Source organism: Telluribacter sp. (assembly GCF_035998675.1).
Lineage (GTDB): Bacteria > Bacteroidota > Bacteroidia > Cytophagales > Spirosomataceae > Telluribacter.
On record NZ_DASYHI010000022.1, the window covers coordinates 1 to 24349 of the forward strand.

Below are 24349 nucleotides of genomic sequence, written 5' to 3' on the forward strand. Positions count from 1 at the left end.
TTTGGATGGCTCAATTTCAGACGCCGACTGGCTAAGGATTATGAGAAAACCGTAGAATCTTCTGAGGCCATGATACAAATCGCTTTTGCAACCATATTCCTAAATAGAATGCCAAATTAGTTTCCAAAACATAATCTAAGAACTAAGAAAGAAAACTTCTGAAAGGTGAATTGGTACCTATGGAATAATAAAAGCTGATACTGGATGAAATTAAAACTTTTAAATCGGGAAGAGAATGAAATACTTTAAAAATGGATCTGACGAGCCTTTTTCTCAAACTGCCGGATGGTCATTCGCAGGTCAGAAGAAGTAGAGCCGGAGTTGTTGATACGGCCAGACTTTTTTGACATTTTTTCAACGCGGTAAGCAGCCAGTACCCCTATAATCATTGAAAGAATAAATACGATCAGCATTTCCATAAGTCCCCTATTTATCGTCTGGATTGAATAGGAGACTAAAAGTATACCCGAATTATTTCAATGATTTATTGCCCGTTAAAGTAAAAAAGTTGAGGAAACTATTTCACATAATTGCGTCTCCTGTGGTCAACAGTTTGGGTATTTGCCAAAAATTGGGGAGTACCTGCTCAGGCTGAGAAGCTTAACGTAAACACGGTACCTACTCCCTCCTCCGACTGAACGTCAATGCGGCCCTGGTGCGACTCTACTATGCTCAGCGTAGTAGCCAGACCAATTCCCATACCGGCCTTTTTGCCGGTAAAGTAAGGCTCAAAAATTTTACGCATATTTTCCTCACTTATTCCCGAGCCATTGTCGGCTATTAGTACCTGTATATCCTGCTCGTAGCGCCGCGTGGTAACCCTGAGTATCCCCTTATTTTCCTCCATTGCTTCAATAGCGTTATTAATAATATTAAGTAGGGCTATCTGCAAGGAAGTGGCGTCCAAAGGCAGGGTCAGGTCTTCGCTTTCGTACTGTTTCGAAACTTCAATTTTCTTAAGCTGAAGCCGGTCGTGGGCTACACTAAGGGCCTCGTCAAGTATCTGATGGATGCTTGTCGGCAAAAGGGTCATTTCGTTGGGTCGTGACGACTGCAGCAACTGCGTAATTAGGTCATTGATACGGGTACAGTTCCGCTTTATAATCTGGGTATAAAACTTCTGGTCTTCATCTTCCAGCTCTGATTCCAGTTGCTCGGCCGACAAATTTACATTTGTAAGCGGATTACGTACTTCGTGGGCCAGCATCCTGATCAACCGGCTGGTAACCGCCAGTTTTTCTGAAAACAGTCGCTCCCGTTCTGACTGTTTCCGCGAGGTAATGTCGTGCAGGCGTCCCTGTATATACCTTGACTCAAAATCTACCTCCACCGAAGCCGACATCAGGCAGTACTTCTTCTCCCCCTCCTTGGTTGTTATCTTTACTTCACGGTCGTGCAGGTCAGTACCTGTTTTTATTTCCTGCCAGATACCCTTCATCTCCTGCCCATCCAGCATTTCTACTAATGAAAGGGTCAGTAATTCTGCTGAATCATAGCCCGTGAGCTGTACGGCGGCCAGATTAAAATCAAGTACCTGCCCCTTCAGGTCACTGATAAAAAGCATATCCTTGGACTCTTCAAATATACGGCGGTACCTCCTTTCGCTTTGGCGAAGTGCTTTAAGTACATTGGTTCGCTCCAGGGCATAACGAATACTGCGCTCAAGAATCTGGGGTTCGAGTTCACTTTTTACCAGGTAGTCGGCAGCACCCAGGCGAAGGGCCTCCACGGCTACTTTTTCATCGCCCTTACCGGTCAGCAGAATTATGGGTTCTTCGCACTGATTTTCCAGGGCTTCACTAAGTAGTTCGATCCCATTTCGCTCGCCCAGCAGAAAATCAAAAATATAAAGATCGTGCTTGCAGGTTTTAATATTATGCATGGCTTCCCTATAGGTAGGGCACCAGGTAAGGCTAAAATTCCACTTATCAAGGTCATTGAAACAAGCGCTCGTGAGTAGGAAGTCGTCTTCATCATCATCAACAAGCAGGACATTGATAGATTTATCTAACATTGGAAAGAAAGAGGTAAAGTCATGATTGACTAATGGGAAGTACTATAATAAATGTGGCACCCCCGTCGGGTACACCTTTGGCCTCAATCGTGCCACAGTGATTTTCCACTACTTTTTTACAAACGGAAAGTCCAATACCGGCTCCTTCAAATTCAGATCGGCCCCTTAAACGCTGAAAAAGGGTAAATATTCGGCCGGACTGCTCGTTTTCAAACCCAATACCGTTATCGCTTACCGTTAACCGAACGTATCCTCGGTCAGGTACCAGTCCTTGCCTGATAACCTCGCTGTTTTTCAAAAACTCCGATTCAATTTTGATGATTGGCCGCACCTCCCTTTTTGAGAATTTCAGGGCGTTAGACAGCAGGTTCATGAAAAGCTGCGACATCTGGGACGGTATACCTTCTATTTCGGGTAGGTCGCCAATCATGACCAGGGCGTTTTTCTGTTGAATGGTAATTTCCAGGTCGCTTAAAGTACTCTTAAGTACAGTGTTTAGGTCCGTTGGCAGGAAACCTTCTTTGGTGCGCGCTACCCGCGAAAACTCAAGCAGGTTGCTAATCATTTCCTGCATACGCCGGGTAGCGTTCAGGATGCGGTCAAGGTATAGCCGTTGCTCTTCGTTAAGGGCGCCGCGGCTTCTGCTCTCCAGCCGCTCGCCAAATGATACTATTTTCCGCAGCGGCTCCTGCAGGTCATGGGAAGCTACGTAGGCAAACTGCTCCAGGTCTTCATTGGACTTATTCAGGTCCTCAACCCTTCGTTCCAATTCATTCTGAATAACTTTTAAGGAAGTAATATCAAAAATACTACCTAGATAAATCAATTTGTTCTCCAGCTCGTCGCTGACCAACTGCCCCCGGCTCACCACATTTTTTTCTTCACCGGTAACGGTAATAATCCGATACTCCACCACAAATGTTTCTCCCTGTTGAATCGCGGATTTAATAGCAGTATCCACTATTTCCAGGTCATCGGGATGTACATGCTTCAGAAAAAACTCATAGTTAATAACCGAAGTAAAATCTTTGGAACTATAACCAAACAGCGAGTAGGTACCGTCAGTCCACTCAATCGCCCCCTGCTCTCCCCGTGACAAATCCCAGGTCCAGCTACCAAACCGCATGGTCAGCTCGGCTTCTTTCAGCAACCTATGGTTTAAACCAAACCGGTTTTCAAGGCCTTTTCTGGTGGTAATATCCGATAGCGTGCACAAAAAGTGGTACTCATCAATGGGCACATTACTTACCCGGCACCAGGTGTCGGACTTACTAAAAAACACTTCGGTATCTGAATTTTCAATCTTCGTCGGTAAAGTACTGACCTCCAGACCGGTAATATTCTCCCATGTTTTTCCCGTAAGCGTAGTTTTTCCCGTAAGCCGCTGAGCCGATGCATTATCTACCGTACATACAATTTGCTCCCCTACCCCGCCTGCTCCTTTTTCTTTTTTGAACAGAAGCAAGCCGCTGGTTGAAGCATTCAAAAGGTCATTTATACCAAAAGAATGAAATATCTTTTTCAAATTGGTCATTCTTAATCTAAACGAAAGGACTTATTGCATATCAAACTGCTTCATCTTGTTATAAAGCGTTTTCCGATCAATATTCAGCAAGCGGGCAGCCTTACTTTTGTTGAAGTTTACCTGACGAAGCACCTGCATGATCATATCGTATTCGGCTTCATTGGCCACCGTTTTCAAGCTCGGTTTCTGCTCAGCTTCGGGAATAGTTTCCATGGCCGCCATGGTACCAAACTCGGTATCCAGTTCTTTTAGCTTATGGAAATTTACTATTTCAAAGGGTAGCGTTTTTTCTTCTATATACTCACCGTCGGAAAGCAGTGTGGCGCGTTTGATAATATTTTTTAATTCACGCAGGTTACCCGGCCACTCGTAGTTCATGAAGTCGCTTACAACTTCATCACTAAAGCCTTTCACCTGTTTGTTGAGTTCGTCGTTGGTACTTTCGAGAAACGCCTCCGCAAAAAGCATTATATCCTCCTTGCGGTCACGCAGGGAGGGTACCACTATGGTAAATTCGTTGAAGCGGTAGTAGAGGTCTTCCCTGAATTTCCCTTTTTTGGTGGCATCCAGCAGTACTTCGTTACTGGCTACTATTATTCTTACGTCCAGTTCTATTTCCTTATTACCGCCAATCCGGCGCATACGTCGCTCCTGAACCACCCGCAACAGGGCCATCTGGATTTCGTACGACAGGTTGGCTACTTCATCCAGAAACAAGGTACCTCCATTGGCCATTTCAAAGTGGCCGACCTTAGTCTGAAGAGCACCCGTAAAGGAGCCTTTTTCGTGACCAAACAGTTCACTACCGGCCAGTTCCTTGGAAATAGCCCCACAATCCATGGCTACAAAAGGCTTGTTTTTGCGATTTGACCGGTTGTGAATTTCGTGGGCAATGGCTTCTTTACCGGAACCGCTCTCCCCGTAAATGATAACGCTATAGTTGGTAGGGGACACCAGGTCTATCTGACGATAGAGTTCTTCGGCAATTTTGCTTTGGCCCATGATATAGCCGGACTTCAGCTTAAAAGGCATTTTGCCGGGTGTTGCAGCAGCCCCCTTTACATCGGTGTCCACCTGAGGTACTACCTCATCCGCCTCTGACTCGGCATCTTTAAGTGCCTTGTTTACAGTCACCAGAATCTCATCCGGGAACAGGGGCTTGGTAATATAGTCATACGCCCCCTGCTTCATTACGTTTACGGCTACCTTGATATCAGAGTAGCCGGTAATGATAAGTACGGGGATGTGGGGAAGTTTTGATTTGATATTAATTAATAACTCAGAGCCGGTAATATCACCCAAACGGAAATCAGTCATTACCAGATCTGGCTTAAACTCATCAACCAACTGCAAGCCTCGTTTACCGGTTTGGGCGGTTTCTACCGCGAAGTCATTTTTGGTTAAAAAACGCTTAAGCAGCATGCAGATATCCGCTTCGTCATCAACCACTAGTATTTTTTTCATAGACATTTGGTAATGGGTTTGCCTTATATCATTACCCGTAAGCGGGCCGTTGGTATATTTAACTGTTCGCGGTACTTGGCCACGGTACGCCGGGCCACATTGTATCCACGTTCAGCTAGCATATCGGTTATTTGCTGGTCATTTAGGGGATGCCGCTTGTCTTCTACCTCTACAATTTCGCGTATTGCTTCCTGGATGGCCCGGTTAGAAACTTCGGTGCCGTCTTCCTTGGCTACTCCTTCTGTGAACAAGTCTTTTAACAAAACAATGCCAAACGGAGTCTGAACGTACTTATTGGTAGTGACGCGGGAGATGGTAGATATATCCATCCCTATCAGTTCCGCCACATCCTTCAGGATCATGGGACGTAGCTTCTTGATATTTCCGGTCTGGAAGTAGTCGTACTGAAGTTTAACAATGGCCTTTAGGGTATTGAGCATGGTATTTTCACGCTGCTTGATGGCGTCAATGAACCAACGGGCGGAGTTGATTTTATTACGCAGGAACTGGTTGGTGGCGCGGTCATTCTTTTTCTGGGCCATTTCCGTAAAAAGCCTGCTCATTCGCAAAGCGGGGCTGTTACCCCAGGCCAGTTGGACCTCTATCTCACTGTCGTCGAGGTAACGCAGCAGAAAATCCGGTTTGATACTATCATTAATGAGTGAGTCGTTTCGAAGTCCAGAGGCCGGTTTTGGGTTCAGCGAAGTAATGAGCTGAATCGCGTTTTTTAGTTCCTCTTCGTCAATTTCAAGTACCCGCATTATTTTTTCGTAATTGCGGGAGCCTAATTCGTCAAAGGTTTCGGCCACTACTTTACGGGCCAACTCCCAGCTATTGCCCTTGTGGTTCAGGCGGTCCAGCTGTATCAGCAGGCACTCCCGCAGATCACGCGAGGCGATACCCGGCGGATCTAACTGCTGGATCATTTTCAGCATTAAATCTACTTCTTCGGGGTCAACAAATATGCTGTTGGCAAATGAAATATCGTCGGCTATAACATCATTATCACGACGTAAAAAACCATCTTCGTCCAAAGAATCCAGAATAAAGTCGGCAACCAGCTGCTGCCGCTCGTTGAGCCTTAGGAAGTGTACCTGCTCTTTGAGCTCGTCCCGGAAGGAAATGGTCTCCACCATAGGTCGGGAATAAAGCTCATCATCAGCCGATTGATTATTAGCATAGGTTTTATAGTCGGGAATATCGTCGTCCCTGAATTCGTCCCAGTCGTAGTAGTCCTGCATGGCAGGAACATCATCGTCACCTACCCCTACCGTTTCGCCTGGGTCCAGTAAATCTTCGACTTTTTCTTCCTCGGTTGAATTCTCGTCCTTGCCTTCTTCCAGCACAGGATTCTCCTCCATTTCTTCCTTAATACGCTGCTCCAATTCCAAAGTGGTCAAATGCAACAGATTAAGCATTTGAATTTGTAGCGGAGAATATTTCAACGTTTGCCGTTGAACCTGGGTTTGTCGCTGCATACTTATTTAATAATTTTGTGATACCATATCTCAAAATCGATTCCACGTGAGCCCTTTCAAACAAGTTGGTTCTGTTTTTGACATAAGTACCATGTCACTAACCTCTTAACTGTCAATTTAGCTACCTATAGAACAGTTATTTTTTTTATGTCTATAATTTACCTGACTGGCACTGTAAATGTACCCCTTTTTAATGAGTAAATTTTTCTACAACTTGTGTATTCTTATCCATTTTGTGTACTTTTTACTCAGCCCTACTCTCTAATGAATCTTTCTTCTCTGCGATTACTTAACAGATCCCTGGATGAACGGCAGCTAACCTGGGCCATCCGGTTTCTGTTTGGTATTTCCATAATGCTGATTATAGCGCTTTCGTACAGCTACCATACTATTAACAAAGAACTTATCTTTTACTCGGAGCGGGTTGACCATACTCAACGTGTACTGATAACGTTGGAAAAAGTTTCGTCCAAGCTTTACGAAACTATTTACCACGGCCGCACCTATCTTTTACTTAAAGATACGGCAAATAAACGAGCAATCCTTAAAAGCATTGATGACCTGAACCCCTTACTTGACCAACTGGATACACTAATGGAAAGTCCTCCGCAGGACAAACGTGTACAGGTACTAAGAACTACCCTCGATAACCTGTACGACCGCACCAATATATACTGGACCGACAGTACCGTTCAACTCGGGGAGCAGGAACAACAGGCAATGCTACGGGAAGCAAGCGGGCATATTGAACAGGCCAACCGGCTGATCAGAGAAATAACCGAGGTAGAAAATAAGCTGATGCACACTCGGATGCAAAGCCGGGATAACTACAAGCAGCAGGTGTTCAGGTACAATTGGGTTATTATGCTGGTTGCTCTGGTATTTTTGTCGTCTTCTTTTATTTTGCTTGACCGCGAACTTAAACGAAATAATCTTTACCGGATTGAACTGGAGAATAAGGTTGAGAATCTTAACCGCTCCAACAATGAACTTGAACAGTTCGCCTACGTAGCTTCCCATGACCTGCAGGAGCCGCTGCGGAAAATTCAGTCATTTTCGGATAGACTGCTTTTAAAATACAGTATTAAATTGGAGAATGAAGCTCAGCTTATGCTTTACAAGGTCAACGATTCTGCCCAGCGTATGCAGCTGCTGATCAACGACTTATTATCATTTTCCCGGTTGGTAAAACCGGGAGCTAACGTGCAGCGGGTAGATTTGAATGATGTTCTGGAAGAAGCAAAGTACAACCTTTCTGAAACTATAACTACCCAAAAGGTTATTATCAAGTCCTCAGGCTTACCGGTTCTGAAAGCTTATCGCGTACAAATGGTACAGCTGTTTCAGAACTTACTTTCTAATTCTATAAAATATAGTAGGCCGGATATAGTACCTTATATTACTATTTCTTGTAAATTAGTGGAAGGAAGTGAAATCCCGGCTATTAAACCTGCTCATCAGGATGTACAGTTTTATCTGATAGAATTTTCAGATAACGGTATTGGGTTTAATTCTGAATATGCAGAAAAAATATTTGTAATTTTTCAAAGGTTACACGCCCGAGACGAGTTTGAGGGCACTGGGATAGGTCTTTCTATTTGCCGCCGGGTTATATCCAACCACAATGGATATATTTTTGCCAAAGGGCAGGAAGGAAAAGGTGCCAATTTTTATGTATATTTGCCTTTACAACCATTTATCAGCTAGTAATTAAAGCAATATGATGAATCAGAGCATCTTAATGGCAGATGATGACGCAGACGACCGGTTTCTGGTTCAGGCGGCATTTGAGGATAATAATATTCCCCACCACATACTGTTTTTTGAAGATGGCGATCAATTGCTTAATCACCTGAGTTCTACCTCAGGCAACGGTTCTCCTTCTTTCATATTGCTGGATCTGAACATGCCTAAGCGCGACGGTCGTGAAGTACTTAAGGTACTTAAGACGGATAAACAGCTGCGTTCAATTCCAATCATTATTTTTAGTACTTCCAAAGCCCCCGACGACGTCAATACTTCCTATTTTCTGGGCGCTAATAGCTACGTAGTTAAGCCATCCAGCTATGAGCACCTAAAAGACGTTATTCAAAAAATAAGCGACTTTTGGCTCAATACAGCAATGATTCCCTCATAACTTAGGAGGGAATCATTGTTTGTGGTGTAACAGCGTCTGCGTCCGTAGCAGGTACTACCGCCGTAGTTGTATATTCATAGCCGCCTTCGTATTCTTCTGGTTTTTCTTCGGTAACATCCTTCAGCCAGCGTAGTCCCATTATCAACCATTTTTCACCGTGCCGGTGCGTAAAGTTCACAATAGCGTTGTTAAGCATATGAGGAACTACGAAGTTTAAAGGAGTTGGCAGCTTTTTCAGCACTGTTTTTCCAAGTACTGCGGTAATACCTGCCTGAATTCCCTTGGCAGCAAGACCCTGGTAACGATTCTTAAATAAATCGCCCATGAAAAAAGTCGCTCTGCGGACCGGCTCTGTTTCACCAAGCCAGGTATCGGTATCATCCTTTAACTTTGACTTAGCTACCTCCAGGTCGTTGTGCGCCAGGGCTCGTTGTGCCCGAAGGTCATCTACTGTTTTTATCATTGTCATCTTTTTCGCGGTATAGAGATTCAAGAATAGAATTCATTATTGGAATAAAAATCCACTTTTTGCGATTGCTGAATAACACTCCACCCACTATGGCATAGATAATTGCTACAATGACGAATCCGAGGGGCAGGCTATTGAGCAGGTCACCTAACCATACGGCCAGGGCAATGCTCACAAAAAGCAGGGATATTAAGCCAATCACAGCCAGGCTTAATCCTGTAATAACAGCAGAAGCAGCATTGGCAGACTTTTCAGAGATCTGCAGCGCGATTACATTCCATCGAGCCTCTGCATATTCGATTAAATGTCCGAAGGTCTCTTCGGCTTTTGATTTGGCGTCTTGCAGTAGCATAAAGTTTCTTGACTTAATGGTTGTTATTAATAGTGTGTATATAGGTGTGGATATACGTAGGAAATGGTAATTATAAGCTTAAATTTGAGGTAATGCTGTCCAGGTTGGTTGCACTACCCCGTTTACCTTCAGCTTTTGAAAGCTACCTGGTTACATATTTGAATTGGTTCTGCTTCTTTGAACTGATTCTTTCGCTGAATCAAGTGCATCTTCAGTCCTATCATAAGCTTTCTCTTTCATGTCATGACTCTCGTTGCTAAGTCGGGAAGTGGCATCGCGCACTTTGTTCTTGCTTTGCTCCAGAGTATCCAGCATGTCGGTTGCCCAGTCATTGGCCGATCTCTTGATTTTTTTGCGTGTTTGTGTACCTTCTTCAGGTGCAAAGAGCATTCCGATAACAGCTCCGGCCGCAGCGGCTGTTACAATTCCCCAAAATACTTTGCTGTTAGTCATGATTTTTGTTTTTAAGTTTAGAGTGTTAGTTATAATAATGCTTCTGTACCTATGAAAAAGCTTGTTCCATAGAGGTATTCGCCCTTTTTGGTTACATATTCAGGTACATCCGAGAATCCCTTTCTACATTATGTGGAATGATATTCCAATCAGCTCGTCCTTGCCGTTTCAATACATTTGACTAATCATGGCAAGATTATTTTAAAGGTTCATTAATACTCAATTAAAATTGAGTACCTTGTAAGTTTATATCAAAAAATGGCCACTATCACACAACCCACTAGATTGAACTTGCTTATTAATGTGCCAATTATGAGAATAGTAATTATAGAAGACGAAGTAGATCTAGGCATATTGATTCAGAATTTTTTACTTCGGCAGGTAAAAATGAAATCTCCATCTACTACCATAAAAGTCGCAACAACAATTGGCGAAGGATTGGCTATTGTGAATGAGCTTAAACCACAGTGGTTACTTCTGGACAATAACCTTCCGGATGGAAAGGGGATAAATGAGATTGAGAACATCAAACAGAATTCGTTGGGAATACAGATTATTATGATGAGTGCCATGTCCAACCTTCGGGAAGAGGCATTGAAAAAAGGAGCCGACTACTTTCTTGATAAGCCTATCAGTTTTGGGGAAATCACAAGAATCATTAATAATCAGACACCGCTAAGTGACTAGAAGTACCTTTTGGCTGAAATGTAGGCGCAAGTAGGGATAGAAATAATGCAAAAGGGAAGCTAAATTAGCTTCCCTTTTGCATTATTTCTATATTAGATTGCTGGCTTTTTAACCCTAAGCCACTTCATCAATTACCTGCGTTGCAATTGGCCCCTGGATTCTTCTTTTAGGCCGGATCTCTGCGTCTTCTTCTCTTAACAAGCTTTCGTTATCGGATGGGGAGGGTTCTCCCAGGACAAAACCAAAGGGTTTGAGCCGTTCAGAATGATCGAACACTACTTTAATAATAGCAATCATTGGCAAGGCCAGTACCATCCCGGATACCCCCCATATAATTCCACCCAGGACCAGCGCTATAATCGCCATTAAGGGATTAATACTAATTTTGGAGCCAACTATATAGGGCGTTATAAAGTTTCCTTCAATAAACTGTATGGCTACAAAGGCACCCGCTACCCCCACGGCATACATGGGAGAGTCCTTGGTTATGAGGGCCATGGCAATGGGCAGCAGTGAACCGATTATTACCCCAATATAAGGTATAAGTAACAGCGCCGCCGCGAAGAAGCCAAAAAAGACGGCGTACTCAATGTTTAATACCAGTAAGCTGATGGTATTGAGGGAGCCTACTATTACCATTACTATGAACAAGCCGGCCAGGTAGTTATGTACCACATCATATATCCTGAACAAAATGCGATTGACCCGTAGCTTTTCTTCCCTACCTAATAACTTGTACAAAAAGCTACAGAAGAAGTTACGATAGTATAGCATAAAGAACATGTACAAAGGGACTAAAAGCGCATCGGCCAGGGTGGCAGTGATCCGGAAGAGAAAGGCTGACCCGCTATCACTAAGCATGGCCGCGGACATTTCCTGTAATTTGTTCATTTGACTGTTGGGCTGAAATCCAAAAGTCCGGTACCCCATTAGCTGAAGCTCCCAAAGCCATTCCCTCCCCTTACGGAGTAGCTCCGGCCAAATCGCGATCATCTCGGCGATCTGCATGGTTACATAATACATGATGCCGGCGATCAATCCTAAGAATAATACTATTGTTGCCACTATTGCAGGAATACGGGGTACTCCTTTTTCTTCCAGTTGCAAGGTTATAGGTGATACCAGAATGGAAAGCAGAATAGAAACCAGGATTGGTACCAGGAAGCCCCGGAGATAAATCATCCAGTAAACACCCAGCGTCACCACCACCATAATGGCTGCTATGCGAAGAACATTGGGATATGGTTTGGTAACATTCATTGAAAACGCGGGTATGCAGAGTTGAATAATGATTAATGGATTACCAATCACCCTACAATTCGCAAGCCAGGTTTTTAATTCTTTGTTTTATGGACCAGGAAGCACAAAAGGTAACTTAGTTGAGTACAATTTTCCTCACCTTGAAACCCCCACACCACAGATCTACAGTAATCCGGACATAAAAAATAGTCAGGTTAGACAACCCGACTATTTTGCTTCCTTAACCATAAACCACCACATCGTATCATGAGTAAATACTTACGCTTCTCCAATGTGTTGCTTGCGTTTTTCACTAAAAAAGTTGTGCCAACGATTTAAAATAGATTTTAGCGTATATACCTACCAGAAATATATTTCTGAGTACATCCTTTCACCATTTTACTCTTTTTCGGGAAGTAATTTCTACATCTATTCTCCCCTAGGGCCCTTTTACGGCGTTGGTATTCATTTTTCGTATACTAGTAATGCATTTTCCTTCTTTTGTGGAAGGTACATTTAATCACAACCTAACATCATACAAAAATGAAAAAGACATCATATCTGTTGGCTGCCATGCTAACACTAGGTACCCTATCATTCACCAGCTGCTCTGAAAAAACCCAGCAGGAAGCCAACGATACCGCTGAATCTGCTGGTAATGATATAGAGCGGAACGCCGAAAACACCGAGGCCGTATGGGAAGAAGAAAGAAATGAAACCCGGGCTGAAATAAACCGTACTGTTACTGATATTGACAGAGAAATTGATGAAACAGATCGGGAGATGGAGCGGGCTACTGCCAGCGAGAAAAGGGAGTGGAACGAGCGTAAAGGACGCCTCCAGAATAAGCGTAGCGACCTGAACCGTTCACTTGAGCGCCTGGGAAATGAAACCGAGGAAACCTGGCAGGATTTCAAAAAGGGCGTAAATAACGCCATCACTGAAATCCGTACCGAACTTGATGGAGACAACGATTAATAACAATAATAGAAGATAATGGCTCATCTGGTTGACTAAATTCAAAAACGCCGCTTTCCATGAGAGCGGCGTTTTTTTGTACCTTCTCCTCTAAAATTTAGTGCGATGCCGCCTTCCGAAGTACCCTGATACGATCATAAGCCGTCAGAATTTCAGCGTACTGCTCTTGAATTACGTTTCGTAACTCCATGGGTAAGATAAGATTTTCATTATTGAGTACTTCCTCATATCCTTCTTTCAGGGCGTTGTCTCCGCTTTCACATTCATTCAGAACGGCCTCCCGATCCTTATTGGTCAAAGCTGACTTTAAATCCATCCAGGTTTTGTGTAGTTTTCCAGTGAAGGTAGAGTCATCAGGTACTTCGCCTTTGTAGTTAATAAGCTGGCTATTCAATTCAGATTTAAACTTAGAACTTTGTGATACATAATGATCAAAAAGTACAATCAGGTCTTGATCGTCCGTATCATCCTTCGCGTGTTCATAGCCGTTGATTCTATCAATATGCAGTTTTACCAGCGATTGTAATGAATTATGAATTTTCTCATCGTAGTTTGCCATGGTGTGCTTATTAAGATTTAATATTGGGTTAAATGATTAGAATTGGTTTTCAATTCTTAAATATTTTCAGAACCTAAGTAGCAAATAAAGAGGGACAGCCCGAAAAACTGTCCCCCGATTTAGACCATTACTGCCTTAAATTAGTCAGTAACGGAGTGCAACTGCCGAATACGGTTGTAGGCACTCTTAATTGTTTCATACTGCTTTTGTAAAACCGTACGCAATGCCATGGGAATCCGGGTGTCATCCTCATCGTATTTCAGGACATCCTCGTAGGCTCCCAGGATGGTCTGTTCCCCAAACTCGCACGAACTTAGTACCGACTCGCGGCTATTGCTGGTAACCGCTGCTTTCAAATCCATCCAGGCCTTGTGGATATCGCCCAGGAACTTATTGTCAGAGGGTATTTCGCCCCCGTACTTCTTCATCTCGCTGCTAAGTTCAGCTTTAAATTCCCGGCTCTGGTTAGCATAAGTATCAAACAACGATTTCAGATCCGCATCTTTGGTGTCGCCTATTGCGTGCTCATACCCTTCAGTGCGGTCATAATGGAGCTTAATAAGATTATTGAGCTCTTTTTGGGCTTTTTCAATGCTATGGTCCATGAGTGTTTCTTTTTAAATGAAATTAATTATCCAGAAACTCAAAAAACTTTGCCAGCAGCTCTGTTTTCAAATCGTGGGGCAAGGGGTTTAACTGCTGTTTCACAAATTGAGCGTCTGAAGAGCCGTATTGTCTATCAAAATAAAAGGTGCCCGTACGAAACATGTACAGGCACCTTTTTTACTAATTACTATTAGATACGGCTACTTTAACGGTAAATGTACCTCCGCCATCATACAACGGGCCGAACCTCCTCCGTTTCCTTCTATCATGGAAAGGTCCGCGTGGAAAAGCACAGCATAATCATCCAAAGCATCTATTTGCTGGGACGTTAAAGATTCGTATGCGCTGGTTGACATAACCAGCATCTTTTCATCTTTCTTATTACGTACCAGCAGCATATTACCGGCAAAACCCCTTACCTGATCCAGGGTTATTTCAACAATGTACTTCTCGGTTTCTTCCAGAATGGAACGAACGGCGTGCCGCTCGTCCGGATTCTTTATGGCATCCAGGCAAATTATGGCAAATGTGTCCCCCACGCACATAAGTACATTGGTGTGGTAAATAGGTACATCATTTTCATCAGAAGCCTCAAATTTCACTACCTCGTAACCGGTAGCCTCAGTAAAAGCGTCCAGAACATCCGGGTGGGTACGCGGTGACAGGCAGGCATAAGCTATTTTGTAGCGACGGTCCAGTACCATACTTCCGGTACCTTCCAGGTACTTACCTTCGTTCTCAAAATGGGTAAGATCAATGATTTCCTCTACGTGAAAAGATTTTCTGAGGTTTTCAATAATATCTGTGCGGCGCTCGGCCCGGCGGTTGGGAGCCATCATAGGGTATAGTACCACCTTCCCACTCTGGTGGAAAGACACCCAGTTATTGGGGAAAATAGAATCGGGCGTATAAGTACTGGCCGTGTCATCAATAATTACCAATTCCACACCCATTGATTGCAGTTGGGCTGTCATGTTCTCAAATTCCTCGAGGGCCTTCTTTTGCGCTACGTCCCGGTTATCGTCGGCAAATTCCCGATCCTGAAATTCATTGCTCCCGGCAGTTTGATCATTAAACCCAAACTGCACCGGCCTGACCATCAGAATACGGGAAGTAGACTGTGGCTGTACCTGTGAGGAAGTACGAATACTGCGCATAAGCTGGGATGGGTTCATTGATTCACTAGTTGCTAATTTACTCATGAAATTGTCTGATAGCAAGAAAAATATACTTCTAACCGTCCGGTTGGGGAATTCTTTAAAGTTCGTCTCTGAGCAAAGGCATACTCATACAATGTGAACCCCCGCGGGCGCGCGAAAGTTCGGACGAGGGAAGCATGATATACGTATCCGAAATTGTATCGGGAGAAAGCTCACCCTGCTCAAACTTTTCCAGTAAATCGGCCGCCTTTATTACCCGAAATCCGGCCTCCCGGAAAGCCTCCAGGGTTTTATCGTTCCGGTCGTAGCCAATCACTACGCCATCTTTCAGGGCCAGCAGGTTGCAGGAGTCGGTCCACTGCTCCCGTTCGCCAAAGGGGAATTCATTATTGCCGGAATATATAAACTTTACCTGTTCCTTGGCCCCCAGGTCATTCTGACTTATATCCGTCAGCAGGTCTTCGAGGTTCTCAATTTCAATGGGCTTGTGCTCAAGTCCTTTAAAGAACTGCATAATCTTCATGTCCTCGGTCATGGCTTTGGGCGCAAAGAAATGCAGCACATCTTTTTTCTTCGACTCGTCGCCCTGCCGCGCCAGGGAGCTCAGGAGTACCCACATATTCTTTTTTACCTGCGTAAAAACGGTATCTATGTGCATGTAGTCCCGTTTCTTGGGAATCTGGATAATCGTAATCGTATCCACGACATTTCGCTCAAAAAGCAACTTCATAACCTGCTGCGCGGCATAAAGGGTAGTTCGCTCACTACAGCCAATCAGCAGGTGACGGGGTGCCACCATCATAACATCGCCTCCTTCCAGTGTCGTACGATTATAATCGCTTATTTTTTCGTCGTTGGGCAGCAAAAAGTGGTTTTCGTTGTTAGGTATCTCTATTATCTTGTCGCGGTACCCGGCAAACAGCGGATGGTGGAAAAATATATACTGCGCCAGTAATGACTCCCGGGTCCGGGCCGACTTGGCGGGTTTATTAAGCAGGATATGATCATTAATAATAATACCTATATCCCGCGTAAATATCAGGTTAGGCAGGGGAGCAAATAGCATTCGTTTATCCGGCAGCGAGCCCGAAATAAAAATCTTAGCCAGTTCGTCCGAATCGTAGGTACCTAACTCCTGCTGCGTTTGGAAGGAACATCGCTCAATCCCACAAATGGAAGCAATGAGTGTAGTACGTACTACTTCCTCTTCAAGTACCTCGCACAGCAGTCGCTGTAGATCAATAACCCGGTCCGAATTGAAGTACCCCTCAACTCCCGGTTTGTAAAAGCTCCGGTTATTATCGTTATCAATGGCGCTTAGTTTTCCTTTTATTTTGTCGGGGTCAAGAAAATAGAGCAGCAGCTTTACGTAGTAATCATATTCATTGCGGCGCATGGTGTCGAGGTGGACAATATCCTCAAAAAGCCAGTCCTGTGCTTTGGAAGGTACTACTTTGCCCAGACCCCGATCCGGACTATGAATGAGCAGGCGCCGCAGGCGCCCTACCTCAGATGTTACTTTTATTCGGTTAGAAAGAGGTTTACTGTTTTTCATAAGTTGATGAAATGCTTCTGAACGCAAAGTAAGTTGTTTATTTCTGAATAAAAAGCGGCAGGAAACGGCCTGCGCCACGGTCGGACGACTACCCTGTTTCCCCCCTTTCCGAAGAATTCCAAAGCTTTTTCTTTCAATTAACACCAAAATAAGCCCTGCCCGTTCCTGAACCCGGGTACCCGTACGGAATCTTTCCGGCCGGGTTCAGGAACGGGCTGACAAGTACCTAACTAACAGATTTTCAAGGTGCATTAAAAAACTCCCCCCTAAGGAACAAGCACGCTGCATTAGGGGTTATTAAGAGTGGAAACAGGGTGTTTTGAAACATTCTGCTCCGATTTTCTTTAACCGCCAAAGCTTAGTACTTTTGCGTACTTTTTATAATTTATTAACTGCGTAGAAATTTTATGCTCACTATCAATGATTTGCGAGCCTCCATCGAAGGCAAAGAAATACTTAAGGGTATCAACCTGGAAATAAAACCTGGTGAAGTACATGCTATCATGGGACCGAATGGTTCCGGAAAAAGTACTTTGGCTTCTGTACTGGCCGGACGTGAAGAATACGAGGTGACGGGCGGATCAGTACAGTTTGAGGGAAAAGACCTACTGGATATGGCACCCGAAGACCGTGCCGCCGAAGGTATCTTCCTGGCGTTTCAGTACCCGGTTGAAATACCCGGCGTGACGACCATTAACTTCCTGAAGACCGCTGTCAATGAAATTCGCAAGCATAAAGGACAAGACCCCCTGGACGCCGCTCAGTTCCTGAAAATGGTTCGTGAAAAGGCCAAGCTGGTTAATATGAATGACTCCCTTTTGAAGCGATCCCTTAACGAAGGGTTTTCGGGAGGTGAGAAAAAGCGCAATGAAATATTCCAGATGGCTGTACTGGAACCCCGGCTGGCTATTTTGGACGAAACTGACTCTGGTCTGGACATTGACGCCCTCCGGATTGTGTCCGAAGGGGTCAATAAGCTCCGCTCTCCCGAGCGCGCCACCATTGTGGTTACTCACTACCAGCGTTTACTTGACTATATTGTTCCTGACTATGTACATGTACTGTACCAGGGCCGGATTGTAAAGTCAGGGCCGAAAGAGCTGGCGCTGGAACTGGAAGAAAAAGGCTATGACTGGATCAAGGCCGAAGTAGAACACGCTTTGTAAGCGGTGCTACTTTCTGCAAAACATAAAGTTAATTGACGCAATGAGTACAGAAACCATAGATCTAAAGACCCGCTTAGTTACCGACTTTTACGCCCGTGAAGAGGTAATGAACGGGGAAGCGCAAAGCGATTTCCATCAGACCAAGCGCCGGGCGCTTGGTATATTTGAGGAAAGAGGCTTTCCTACCCCACGCCATGAAGAGTGGAAGTACAGCAATGTCCGCGACATGATCAGCCACCAGTACCAGTTCAATGGTGAGCATGCCGTTACCGAAGAAGTAATTGATGCACTGAAAATAGCCAACCTTTCCGGTAATATCATATACATTATCAACGGCCGGTACGAAGCGTCGCTTTCTACCCTCGTTTCTCCACCCGACCAGCTTACAATCCAGCCACTTTACGAGGCTATCCGGGAAAATCCTGAACTGGCCACTACCTATTTTGGACAGTTGGCAAAAAGCGAATCTGATGCTTTCACAGCGCTGAATACCGCTTTTGCGCACGATGGTGTGTTTATTCAGGTACCAGCCGGTAAGGTAGTTGAACAGCCAATTATTCTGCGATTTATCTCCGACGCCCGTACCGAAAACGTGGGCTCCAATCCCCGTAACCTTTTTGTAGTAGGCCGCAATGCGCAGGTCAAGATGGCCGAGTCGTACCGTACCATTGGTTCAGAGCGGTCGTTGACCAATACCGTAACCGAGATCTTCGTAGCCGAAGGGGCCAATGTAGAATATTATAAAGTGCAGAACGAGGCCGAAAAGGCCTACCACGTTGGTACCACCCACGTAAATATCCGGGATAACAGCCACTTTTATTCGGCTACGGTGACGCTCAACGGAGGTTTTATCCGCAACAACCTGACTATTGAGCTGGACGGTCAGCACTGCGAAGCCTTTATGTACGGCCTGTACTTCCCCGACGAAAAACAACACATTGATAACCACACCCTCGCTGACCACCGTCAGCCCAACTCGTACAGCAGCGAGTTGTACAAAGGCGTACTGCGCGACCGGTCTACGGGTGTTTTCAATGGGAAAATCTTTGTTCGTCAGGATGCTCAGAAAACCAACGCCTACCAGTCCTGTAAAAACGTGGTACTCTCACCGGATGCTACCATGAATACCAAACCGCAGCTGGAAATTTATGCCGACGACGTAAAGTGCTCACACGGTACTACTACCGGTCAGCTCGACGAAGAGGCTCTTTTCTACATGCGTTCCAGGGGTATTTCCAAAACCGAGGCCATGACGCTGCTGATGTACGCCTTCTGCGAAGACGTAATAAGTCAGATCAAGATTGATGCTATCCGCGAGCATCTCGAAGGAGTAATTACGGAGAAGCTGGCCAAAAAGTAAACCGGTACCTGTCGGGCATGCGCTTTGACAGGTACCTGATATATTACCCGACCTGTACGTATGGTTGGGTATTTCTTTATAAATCCGAGCAAAAGATGCATACAGATCTTAATATAGAGAGCATACGCAACGATTTTCCGATCCTCAATGAAGAAGTAAACGGGAAATCGCTGGTATATTTTGACAATGCGGCTACTACCCAGAAACCGCGTGCAGTACTTGATGCCATCTCGGGCTACTACGAGCATTCAAATGCCAACATTCACCGGGGTATTCACCACCTGGCCGAAAAAGCCACCGCTTCTTTTGAAGCCTCCCGTCGCCGCATTCAGGAGTTTCTGAATGCCCGCGAGCACGAGGAAATTATTTTTACCTACGGTACTACTGATGGCATCAACCTCGTCGCCCAGGCCTACGGCCGCGCCTTTCTGAAAGAAGGAGATGAGATCATAATAAGTACCATGGAGCACCACTCCAACATAGTACCCTGGCAGATGCTGTGTGAGGAGAAAAGCTGCGTACTAAAAGTGGTCCCCATCAGTGACGCGGGAGAACTGCTCATGGACGAGTACGAAAAAATGCTTTCTGAACGCACAAAATTCGTATCCATAGTTCATGTTTCCAACGCCCTGGGTACCATTAACCCGGTTGCTGAGATTATCGAAAAAGCCCATAAGGTAGGGGCCAAAGTCCTGATCGACGGGGCTCAGGCCAGTTCCCACATTACCGTCGACGTACAGGCGCTGGATTGTGATTTTTACGCTTTTTCGCTTCATAAGCTCTACGGCCCTACCGGCATGGGAGTATTGTATGGCAAAAGGGAACTGCTGGATGCCATGCCTCCATACCGGGGTGGCGGGGAGATGATCAAGGAAGTAACTTTTGAGAAAACGACCTACAACGAGCTACCTTATAAGTTTGAGGCGGGTACGCCCAATATTGCCGATGTAGTTGCCGCAAAAAATGCACTTGACTACGTAGCCGGACTGGGCAAGGATGCCATCGGTACCTACGAGCACGACCTGCTCCTGTATGGTACCGAAGCCATGCAAAGCATTGAGGGTTTACGTATTGTAGGTACTGCGAAAGAGAAAATTGGAGTAATTTCGTTCCTGATGGAGGGTATACACCACCAGGACATTGGCGTACTGCTGGACCAGCAGGGCATAGCCATCCGGACCGGACACCATTGTACTCAACCCATGATGCGCCGATTTGGTATTCCCGGAACCTCAAGGGCCTCTTTTGCCGTTTATAATACGACCGAAGAAATAGACCGCCTGGTGCAGGGTTTGCATAAGGTAAAGAAAATGTTAGGTTAATGAGCACAGAAATAAAAGAAATCCAGGAAGAACTCATCGACGACTTTGAGCTTTTTGATGACTGGGAAAGCAAATACGAGTACATTATTGATCTCGGAAAGCAGCTACCCCCGCTCAACGAGCAGTACAAGACCGAAGAAAATATCATCAAGGGCTGTCAGTCGAGGGTATGGCTCCATGCCCACATGGAGGGTGATAAATTGAAGTTTGATGCCGATAGTGATGCTATCATTGTACGGGGGCTGGTGAGCATGCTGGTGAAGGTACTTTCGGGACATACCCCGGAGACCATCGCCAAAACAGACCTGTACTTTATGGAGCGGATAGGCCTGCATCAGCACCTGGCCCAGACCCGTTCCAATGGACTGGCCTCCATGGTGAAGCAGATGAAGAACTACGCCGTTGCCTACCAGGCTGTAAATAAAGAATAAGACCCCGATTGCCGCATTAATCCCAAATAGTACTACTACCATGACCGAAGCTGAATTAAGAGAAGAAGTTGTCAAAGCCATCAAGCGAGTATACGACCCGGAAATCCCGGTCGACGTGTACGAACTGGGATTGATTTACGATTTGAAAGTATTTCCCGTTAATAATGTATACGTGCTGATGACCCTTACTTCCCCCTCCTGCCCTTCGGCCGGTACCATTCCTGCCGAAATTGAGCAGCGGATCAGGGAGGTTGAAGGGGTAAGCGACGTGAGCGTGGAACTGACTTTTGATCCCCCCTACACCACCGAGATGATGTCGGAGGAGGCCAAGCTGGAGCTTGGATTTATGTAAAATATAATTGCCGAATTTTAACTCAGAACTAATAAACCAATATTACTATGTACCCCCCACAATTAGTTGCTCCCATGAAGGCTGATCTGACTAACGTCGGATTTCAGGAATTGCTGACCGCCCAGGATGTAGATAACTACATGCAAAATGCCCAGGGCACTACGCTGGTGATGATCAATTCGGTATGTGGTTGCGCCGCTGGTGCTGCCCGTCCGGGTGTGAAAGCTGCCCTGCAGCGCAGCGAAGTGAAGCCTGACAAGCTGGTGACCGTATTTGCCGGTGTTGACCGCGACGCTACCGAAAAGATGCGTGAGTATACGCTTCCCTATCCGCCTTCGTCACCCGCTATTGCTATTTTTAAGGACGACGAGCTGGTACACTTTATCGAGCGCCACCATATCGAGGGTCGTTCGGCCGAAATGATTGCTCAGCATCTGCAAATGGCGTTTGAGGAATTTTGTGGTGAGAACGCCTGATAAGACCTGAATAACCTTACAAAAATCCCCGCTGATCAAACTGGTCAGCGGGGATTTTTTGTTAAACTATCCTGTCCCAATTGACGTTGTGATAGGTACAAATCCTTACTACTATGCTTGGACATCGTTTTTCTCAATATATCCCGCAGGAACAAGGCGGAAACAGTAAGTTTGACCAGCTCCTTAACATATTTCAGCAGCTACTCCTGATGACCTCCGGCGACGTTTCGCAGGCCATGTCGTGGCTTAGTGAACTGGACCGGCAGTACGGGCTGACCAGCGACCAGTACGGTATCGGCGACTTTTTTGAAGACCTCAAGAAAAAAGGGTACATAACCGAAGAAAACGAGGAAGGCAAACTGGTTATGACACCCAAGAGTGAGCAGAATATTCGCCGGAGCGCCCTGGAAGAAATATTTGGCAAACTGAAACGATCCAAGTCGGGTGGTAACCACCACACGCCTTACTCCGGTACGGGCGACGAACTGAGCAGCGATATCAGACCCTACCAGTTTGGCGATACGCTGGAGCAGATTTCCATGACCGAGTCCATCAAGAACGCTCAGGTCAACCACGGTATCAGTGATTTTATGCTGATGGAAAATGACCTGGAAGTGGTCGAAAAAGAGCAGAAAACAACTACCTCCACCGTCATGATGATTGACATCAGCCACTCCATGATTCTGTACGGCGAAGACCGCATTACCCCCGCCAAAAAAGTTGCCCTGGCCCTGGCCGAACTCATTCGTACCAAGTACCCTAAGGATTCTCTGGACATTATAGTTTTTGGAAACGATGCCTGGCAGATCCAGATTAAAGACCTGCCTTACCTGGAAGTGGGCCCCTACCATACCAATACTGTGGCCGGTCTGGAACTGGCCATGGACCTGCTGCGTCGGCGCAAAACCCGGAACAAGCAGATATTTATGATAACAGACGGAAAGCCAACCTGCCTCAAAGAAGGTATCCGGTACTATAAAAACAGCTTCGGGCTGGACCGCAAAATTATCAGCAAAACGCTTACCCTGGCCGCCCAGTGCCGCCGACTGGATATTCCCGTAACTACCTTTATGATTGCCTCTGACCCTTACCTGAAGCAGTTTGTGCAGGACTTTACCAAGGTTAACAACGGCCGTGCCTACTACAGTAATCTACAGGGATTGGGAGGTTTTGTACTGGAAGACTTCCAGCGTAACCGCCGCAAGAACATGAAGTAGCCCTCAATACTGCTCCTTAAGGACTAGGTAAGTATCGTTACTGTCATCCAACCGGGGCCTGACAAACATTTCGTCTATTTTATAGGAGTGATTTTTGCTGATTAAATCTAATAACTGGTCATAGAATGCCTGTAGTACCTTACGATGTACCTGCCGCTCAGCATCGAAGTAGGCCAGGGTTTTTATCGCCTGAACCAGGCTCATCAGGATCATGATGTCGTTGCTTCCGTAAATTTTGATGGGTTCAAAAGATTTGTAGAGCAACGACTGAAAAGAAGAAACCTTCCATTTGAGACTAGGCGAACCGTTTTCTGCACACGCCTGACCCACATCATCCCACTGCATACGAAGGTGAAAAAGGTCCGTCAGGTAATGAATACAAATCCGGGCCGTGCCCGGATCATTGATACCAGGGCTAAGTGCTTTCACGCCAATCTCCATGAGCTGGGTAAAGCCATAGGTATAGTTTTCTTCGATGTTCTCGCCGTGGTAGAAGTGTAAAAAACTTAGTAGCTCTTCCTCCGACTCCCGCGAAATTTTATTCTTCTCCCCGTAGATTTCAACAACCGGAACCCCAATGGGTACAAAATCGCCTACTTCTATCACTAGTCGAATTCTAAGATTTTCTTTTTGGGCCAGGTTCAATAGGCCCTTTCTTTGAAATCGTTGCAAATAGCCTGATTGCCGGGATAGTATTATCTGGCCTTCCCCCTCTTGGGGCCAGTCTTCCGGATGGCCTGCCTCTTTACGGTTTTCATCAATAAACTTCTGAAGGTGATGCCGCGTTTTTTTATACAACCTGATTATTACTTCGCTGGCTTGTATTGCCAATGAAACGTTATGGATAAAAACCACAAACAATACCAGACACAACAACCCAAACAAGATACTGATTAGGACTTCGGCACTTAGCAGATGTATGTCTCCTTCCTCGCTGAAATTACCCAGACATACCAGGCAAAAAAGTATGCTGCCTAAGTAGTTGCCCAATACTACCTGATGACTTTTTTCACTGACAAGCCCCCTGAGTATCTTGGGCGAAAAACTACTCGATGCCTGGGAAAGTACTACCATTACCATGGAGAAGCTGAGTACCATAAGCGATATAATACTGCCAATGAGGGTAGTAAGGATAGCGGTAGGGGTATCAAGGCTTTCAAAAGACAGCCAGGGCCGGTTAGCCAGCCACTCCGAAATCGCCGAATGTCTCGAATTAACAAGTACAAACGCAAGTACTAAGTAAGCCAGGCTGATCATGGCCGGATAAAGCCCGATGCTTGAACTTATATCGCTTTTTATTTTATTAAATCTTTCTCTGTTTTTCTTCATCCAAAGAAGTGGCTAACTAG

At 45.3% G+C, this 24349-nt stretch carries 26 protein-coding genes; 12 read left to right on the forward strand and 14 right to left on the reverse strand.

Annotated features, from left to right (window positions below; translation table 11 throughout):
• A partial coding sequence (locus VGN67_RS24590) for a transposase (RefSeq protein ID WP_414717289.1) occupies window positions 1–120 on the forward strand: 120 nt, incomplete at its 5' end.
• A gap of 125 nt (window positions 121–245) precedes the next feature.
• Here VGN67_RS24590 and VGN67_RS19435 read toward each other — a convergent pair.
• From VGN67_RS19435 to rpoN, 5 genes are all read right to left on the reverse strand, one after another.
• The gene (locus VGN67_RS19435) at window positions 246–419 is read right to left on the reverse strand and encodes a hypothetical protein (RefSeq protein ID WP_327488557.1); all 174 of its coding nucleotides are present in this window, start codon (window positions 417–419) and stop codon (window positions 246–248) included.
• Window positions 420–586: 167 nt separating this feature from the next.
• Window positions 587–2014 (reverse strand): hybrid sensor histidine kinase/response regulator, encoded by a 1428-nt coding sequence (locus tag VGN67_RS19440; RefSeq protein ID WP_327488558.1) that lies wholly within the window; start codon window positions 2012–2014, stop codon window positions 587–589.
• 19 nt (window positions 2015–2033) lie between these two features.
• Entirely contained in the window at window positions 2034–3548 is a 1515-nt protein-coding gene (locus VGN67_RS19445) for a sensor histidine kinase (RefSeq protein ID WP_327488559.1), read from the reverse strand.
• Window positions 3549–3569: 21 nt separating this feature from the next.
• On the reverse strand, window positions 3570–5003 hold the full coding sequence (locus tag VGN67_RS19450; RefSeq protein ID WP_327488560.1) for a sigma-54 dependent transcriptional regulator: 1434 nt from the start codon (window positions 5001–5003) through the stop codon (window positions 3570–3572).
• A gap of 23 nt (window positions 5004–5026) precedes the next feature.
• Entirely contained in the window at window positions 5027–6481 is a 1455-nt protein-coding gene (gene rpoN, locus VGN67_RS19455; protein ID WP_327488561.1) for an RNA polymerase factor sigma-54, read from the reverse strand.
• A gap of 264 nt (window positions 6482–6745) precedes the next feature.
• Here rpoN and VGN67_RS19460 point away from each other — a divergent pair, with 264 nt between their 5' ends.
• Complete coding sequence (locus VGN67_RS19460) at window positions 6746–8188, forward strand: sensor histidine kinase (RefSeq protein WP_327488562.1); 1443 nt, start codon at window positions 6746–6748, stop codon at window positions 8186–8188.
• Between the two features lie 13 nt (window positions 8189–8201).
• On the forward strand, window positions 8202–8618 hold the full coding sequence (locus VGN67_RS19465) for a response regulator (RefSeq protein WP_327488563.1): 417 nt from the start codon (window positions 8202–8204) through the stop codon (window positions 8616–8618).
• Window position 8619: 1 nt separating this feature from the next.
• Here VGN67_RS19465 and VGN67_RS19470 read toward each other — a convergent pair whose 3' ends face one another.
• The 3 genes from VGN67_RS19470 to VGN67_RS19480 all read right to left on the reverse strand — a co-directional run bounded on the left by VGN67_RS19470 (window position 8620) and on the right by VGN67_RS19480 (window position 9892).
• Window positions 8620–9087: a hypothetical protein gene (locus VGN67_RS19470; RefSeq protein WP_327488564.1), complete on the reverse strand. Its 468-nt coding sequence runs from the start codon at window positions 9085–9087 to the stop codon at window positions 8620–8622.
• The gene (locus VGN67_RS19475; protein WP_327488565.1) at window positions 9062–9439 is read right to left on the reverse strand and encodes a phage holin family protein; all 378 of its coding nucleotides are present in this window, start codon (window positions 9437–9439) and stop codon (window positions 9062–9064) included. Before VGN67_RS19475 ends, VGN67_RS19470 begins: the two co-directional genes overlap by 26 nt.
• Before the next feature lie 150 nt (window positions 9440–9589).
• Window positions 9590–9892, reverse strand: a complete 303-nt coding sequence (locus VGN67_RS19480) for a YtxH domain-containing protein (RefSeq protein WP_327488566.1) — start codon at window positions 9890–9892, stop codon at window positions 9590–9592.
• A 312-nt stretch (window positions 9893–10204) separates the two neighbouring features.
• On the opposite strand from VGN67_RS19480, the gene VGN67_RS19485 reads away from it, so the two are divergent.
• Window positions 10205–10579: a response regulator gene (locus VGN67_RS19485; RefSeq protein WP_327488856.1), complete on the forward strand. Its 375-nt coding sequence runs from the start codon at window positions 10205–10207 to the stop codon at window positions 10577–10579.
• A 114-nt stretch (window positions 10580–10693) separates the two neighbouring features.
• Here the strand turns inward: VGN67_RS19485 and VGN67_RS19490 are convergent, their stop codons facing one another.
• Complete coding sequence (locus VGN67_RS19490; protein WP_327488567.1) at window positions 10694–11839, reverse strand: AI-2E family transporter; 1146 nt, start codon at window positions 11837–11839, stop codon at window positions 10694–10696.
• A 522-nt stretch (window positions 11840–12361) separates the two neighbouring features.
• Here VGN67_RS19490 and VGN67_RS19495 point away from each other — a divergent pair.
• Entirely contained in the window at window positions 12362–12796 is a 435-nt protein-coding gene (locus tag VGN67_RS19495; protein WP_327488568.1) for a hypothetical protein, read from the forward strand.
• 97 nt (window positions 12797–12893) lie between these two features.
• On the opposite strand, the gene VGN67_RS19500 is transcribed toward VGN67_RS19495, so the two are convergent.
• From VGN67_RS19500 to VGN67_RS19515, 4 genes are all read right to left on the reverse strand, one after another.
• On the reverse strand, window positions 12894–13355 hold the full coding sequence (locus VGN67_RS19500; RefSeq protein WP_327488569.1) for a PA2169 family four-helix-bundle protein: 462 nt from the start codon (window positions 13353–13355) through the stop codon (window positions 12894–12896).
• Between the two features lie 140 nt (window positions 13356–13495).
• Entirely contained in the window at window positions 13496–13960 is a 465-nt protein-coding gene (locus tag VGN67_RS19505) for a PA2169 family four-helix-bundle protein (RefSeq protein WP_327488571.1), read from the reverse strand.
• 201 nt (window positions 13961–14161) lie between these two features.
• Window positions 14162–15118 carry a citrulline utilization hydrolase CtlX gene (gene ctlX, locus VGN67_RS19510; RefSeq protein WP_327488572.1) on the reverse strand — a complete coding sequence of 319 codons (957 nt, stop codon included), beginning with the start codon at window positions 15116–15118 and terminating at the stop codon, window positions 14162–14164.
• A 100-nt stretch (window positions 15119–15218) separates the two neighbouring features.
• Entirely contained in the window at window positions 15219–16676 is a 1458-nt protein-coding gene (locus VGN67_RS19515) for an arginine deiminase family protein (RefSeq protein WP_327488573.1), read from the reverse strand.
• A 407-nt stretch (window positions 16677–17083) separates the two neighbouring features.
• On the opposite strand from VGN67_RS19515, the gene sufC reads away from it, so the two are divergent.
• The 7 genes from sufC to VGN67_RS19550 all read left to right on the forward strand — a co-directional run bounded on the left by sufC (window position 17084) and on the right by VGN67_RS19550 (window position 23000).
• Window positions 17084–17842, forward strand: coding sequence for a Fe-S cluster assembly ATPase SufC (gene sufC / locus VGN67_RS19520; protein ID WP_327488574.1), 759 nt, complete (start codon window positions 17084–17086; stop codon window positions 17840–17842).
• A gap of 40 nt (window positions 17843–17882) precedes the next feature.
• On the forward strand, window positions 17883–19202 hold the full coding sequence (gene sufD, locus VGN67_RS19525; RefSeq protein ID WP_327488575.1) for a Fe-S cluster assembly protein SufD: 1320 nt from the start codon (window positions 17883–17885) through the stop codon (window positions 19200–19202).
• Between the two features lie 95 nt (window positions 19203–19297).
• A complete protein-coding gene (locus VGN67_RS19530) occupies window positions 19298–20524 on the forward strand; it encodes a cysteine desulfurase (RefSeq protein ID WP_327488576.1) in 1227 nt (408 codons plus the stop codon).
• The gene (locus VGN67_RS19535) at window positions 20524–20955 is read left to right on the forward strand and encodes a SufE family protein (protein WP_327488577.1); all 432 of its coding nucleotides are present in this window, start codon (window positions 20524–20526) and stop codon (window positions 20953–20955) included. The genes VGN67_RS19530 and VGN67_RS19535 overlap by 1 nt, the downstream gene beginning before the upstream one ends.
• A 40-nt stretch (window positions 20956–20995) precedes the next feature.
• Complete coding sequence (locus VGN67_RS19540) at window positions 20996–21307, forward strand: DUF59 domain-containing protein (protein WP_327488578.1); 312 nt, start codon at window positions 20996–20998, stop codon at window positions 21305–21307.
• A gap of 47 nt (window positions 21308–21354) precedes the next feature.
• Complete coding sequence (locus VGN67_RS19545; RefSeq protein ID WP_327488579.1) at window positions 21355–21783, forward strand: BrxA/BrxB family bacilliredoxin; 429 nt, start codon at window positions 21355–21357, stop codon at window positions 21781–21783.
• Between the two features lie 113 nt (window positions 21784–21896).
• The gene (locus VGN67_RS19550) at window positions 21897–23000 is read left to right on the forward strand and encodes a vWA domain-containing protein (protein ID WP_327488580.1); all 1104 of its coding nucleotides are present in this window, start codon (window positions 21897–21899) and stop codon (window positions 22998–23000) included.
• A gap of 3 nt (window positions 23001–23003) precedes the next feature.
• Here the strand turns inward: VGN67_RS19550 and VGN67_RS19555 are convergent, their stop codons facing one another.
• Window positions 23004–24329, reverse strand: coding sequence for a DUF2254 domain-containing protein (locus tag VGN67_RS19555; RefSeq protein ID WP_327488581.1), 1326 nt, complete (start codon window positions 24327–24329; stop codon window positions 23004–23006).
• Between the last annotated feature and the right edge of the window lie 20 nt (window positions 24330–24349).

Coding starts and splice junctions, on each gene's coding strand:
- VGN67_RS19545 (WP_327488579.1), top strand. CDS start 21,355: ATGTACCCCCCACAATTAGTTGCTCCCATGAAGGCTGATCTGACTAAC.
- VGN67_RS19530 (WP_327488576.1), top strand. CDS start 19,298: ATGCATACAGATCTTAATATAGAGAGCATACGCAACGATTTTCCGATC.
- VGN67_RS19505 (WP_327488571.1), bottom strand. CDS start 13,960: ATGGACCATAGCATTGAAAAAGCCCAAAAAGAGCTCAATAATCTTATT.
- VGN67_RS19440 (WP_327488558.1), bottom strand. CDS start 2,014: ATGTTAGATAAATCTATCAATGTCCTGCTTGTTGATGATGATGAAGAC.
- VGN67_RS19460 (WP_327488562.1), top strand. CDS start 6,746: ATGAATCTTTCTTCTCTGCGATTACTTAACAGATCCCTGGATGAACGG.
- VGN67_RS19435 (WP_327488557.1), bottom strand. CDS start 419: ATGGAAATGCTGATCGTATTTATTCTTTCAATGATTATAGGGGTACTG.
- VGN67_RS19485 (WP_327488856.1), top strand. CDS start 10,205: ATGAGAATAGTAATTATAGAAGACGAAGTAGATCTAGGCATATTGATT.
- VGN67_RS19490 (WP_327488567.1), bottom strand. CDS start 11,839: ATGAATGTTACCAAACCATATCCCAATGTTCTTCGCATAGCAGCCATT.
- VGN67_RS19550 (WP_327488580.1), top strand. CDS start 21,897: ATGCTTGGACATCGTTTTTCTCAATATATCCCGCAGGAACAAGGCGGA.
- ctlX (WP_327488572.1), bottom strand. CDS start 15,118: ATGCGCAGTATTCGTACTTCCTCACAGGTACAGCCACAGTCTACTTCC.
- VGN67_RS19495 (WP_327488568.1), top strand. CDS start 12,362: ATGAAAAAGACATCATATCTGTTGGCTGCCATGCTAACACTAGGTACC.
- VGN67_RS19515 (WP_327488573.1), bottom strand. CDS start 16,676: ATGAAAAACAGTAAACCTCTTTCTAACCGAATAAAAGTAACATCTGAG.
- VGN67_RS19480 (WP_327488566.1), bottom strand. CDS start 9,892: ATGACTAACAGCAAAGTATTTTGGGGAATTGTAACAGCCGCTGCGGCC.
- VGN67_RS19540 (WP_327488578.1), top strand. CDS start 20,996: ATGACCGAAGCTGAATTAAGAGAAGAAGTTGTCAAAGCCATCAAGCGA.
- VGN67_RS19470 (WP_327488564.1), bottom strand. CDS start 9,087: ATGACAATGATAAAAACAGTAGATGACCTTCGGGCACAACGAGCCCTG.
- VGN67_RS19465 (WP_327488563.1), top strand. CDS start 8,202: ATGATGAATCAGAGCATCTTAATGGCAGATGATGACGCAGACGACCGG.
- VGN67_RS19445 (WP_327488559.1), bottom strand. CDS start 3,548: ATGACCAATTTGAAAAAGATATTTCATTCTTTTGGTATAAATGACCTT.
- VGN67_RS19535 (WP_327488577.1), top strand. CDS start 20,524: ATGAGCACAGAAATAAAAGAAATCCAGGAAGAACTCATCGACGACTTT.
- VGN67_RS19555 (WP_327488581.1), bottom strand. CDS start 24,329: ATGAAGAAAAACAGAGAAAGATTTAATAAAATAAAAAGCGATATAAGT.
- VGN67_RS19500 (WP_327488569.1), bottom strand. CDS start 13,355: ATGGCAAACTACGATGAGAAAATTCATAATTCATTACAATCGCTGGTA.
- rpoN (WP_327488561.1), bottom strand. CDS start 6,481: ATGCAGCGACAAACCCAGGTTCAACGGCAAACGTTGAAATATTCTCCG.
- sufD (WP_327488575.1), top strand. CDS start 17,883: ATGAGTACAGAAACCATAGATCTAAAGACCCGCTTAGTTACCGACTTT.
- sufC (WP_327488574.1), top strand. CDS start 17,084: ATGCTCACTATCAATGATTTGCGAGCCTCCATCGAAGGCAAAGAAATA.
- VGN67_RS19450 (WP_327488560.1), bottom strand. CDS start 5,003: ATGAAAAAAATACTAGTGGTTGATGACGAAGCGGATATCTGCATGCTG.
- VGN67_RS19475 (WP_327488565.1), bottom strand. CDS start 9,439: ATGCTACTGCAAGACGCCAAATCAAAAGCCGAAGAGACCTTCGGACAT.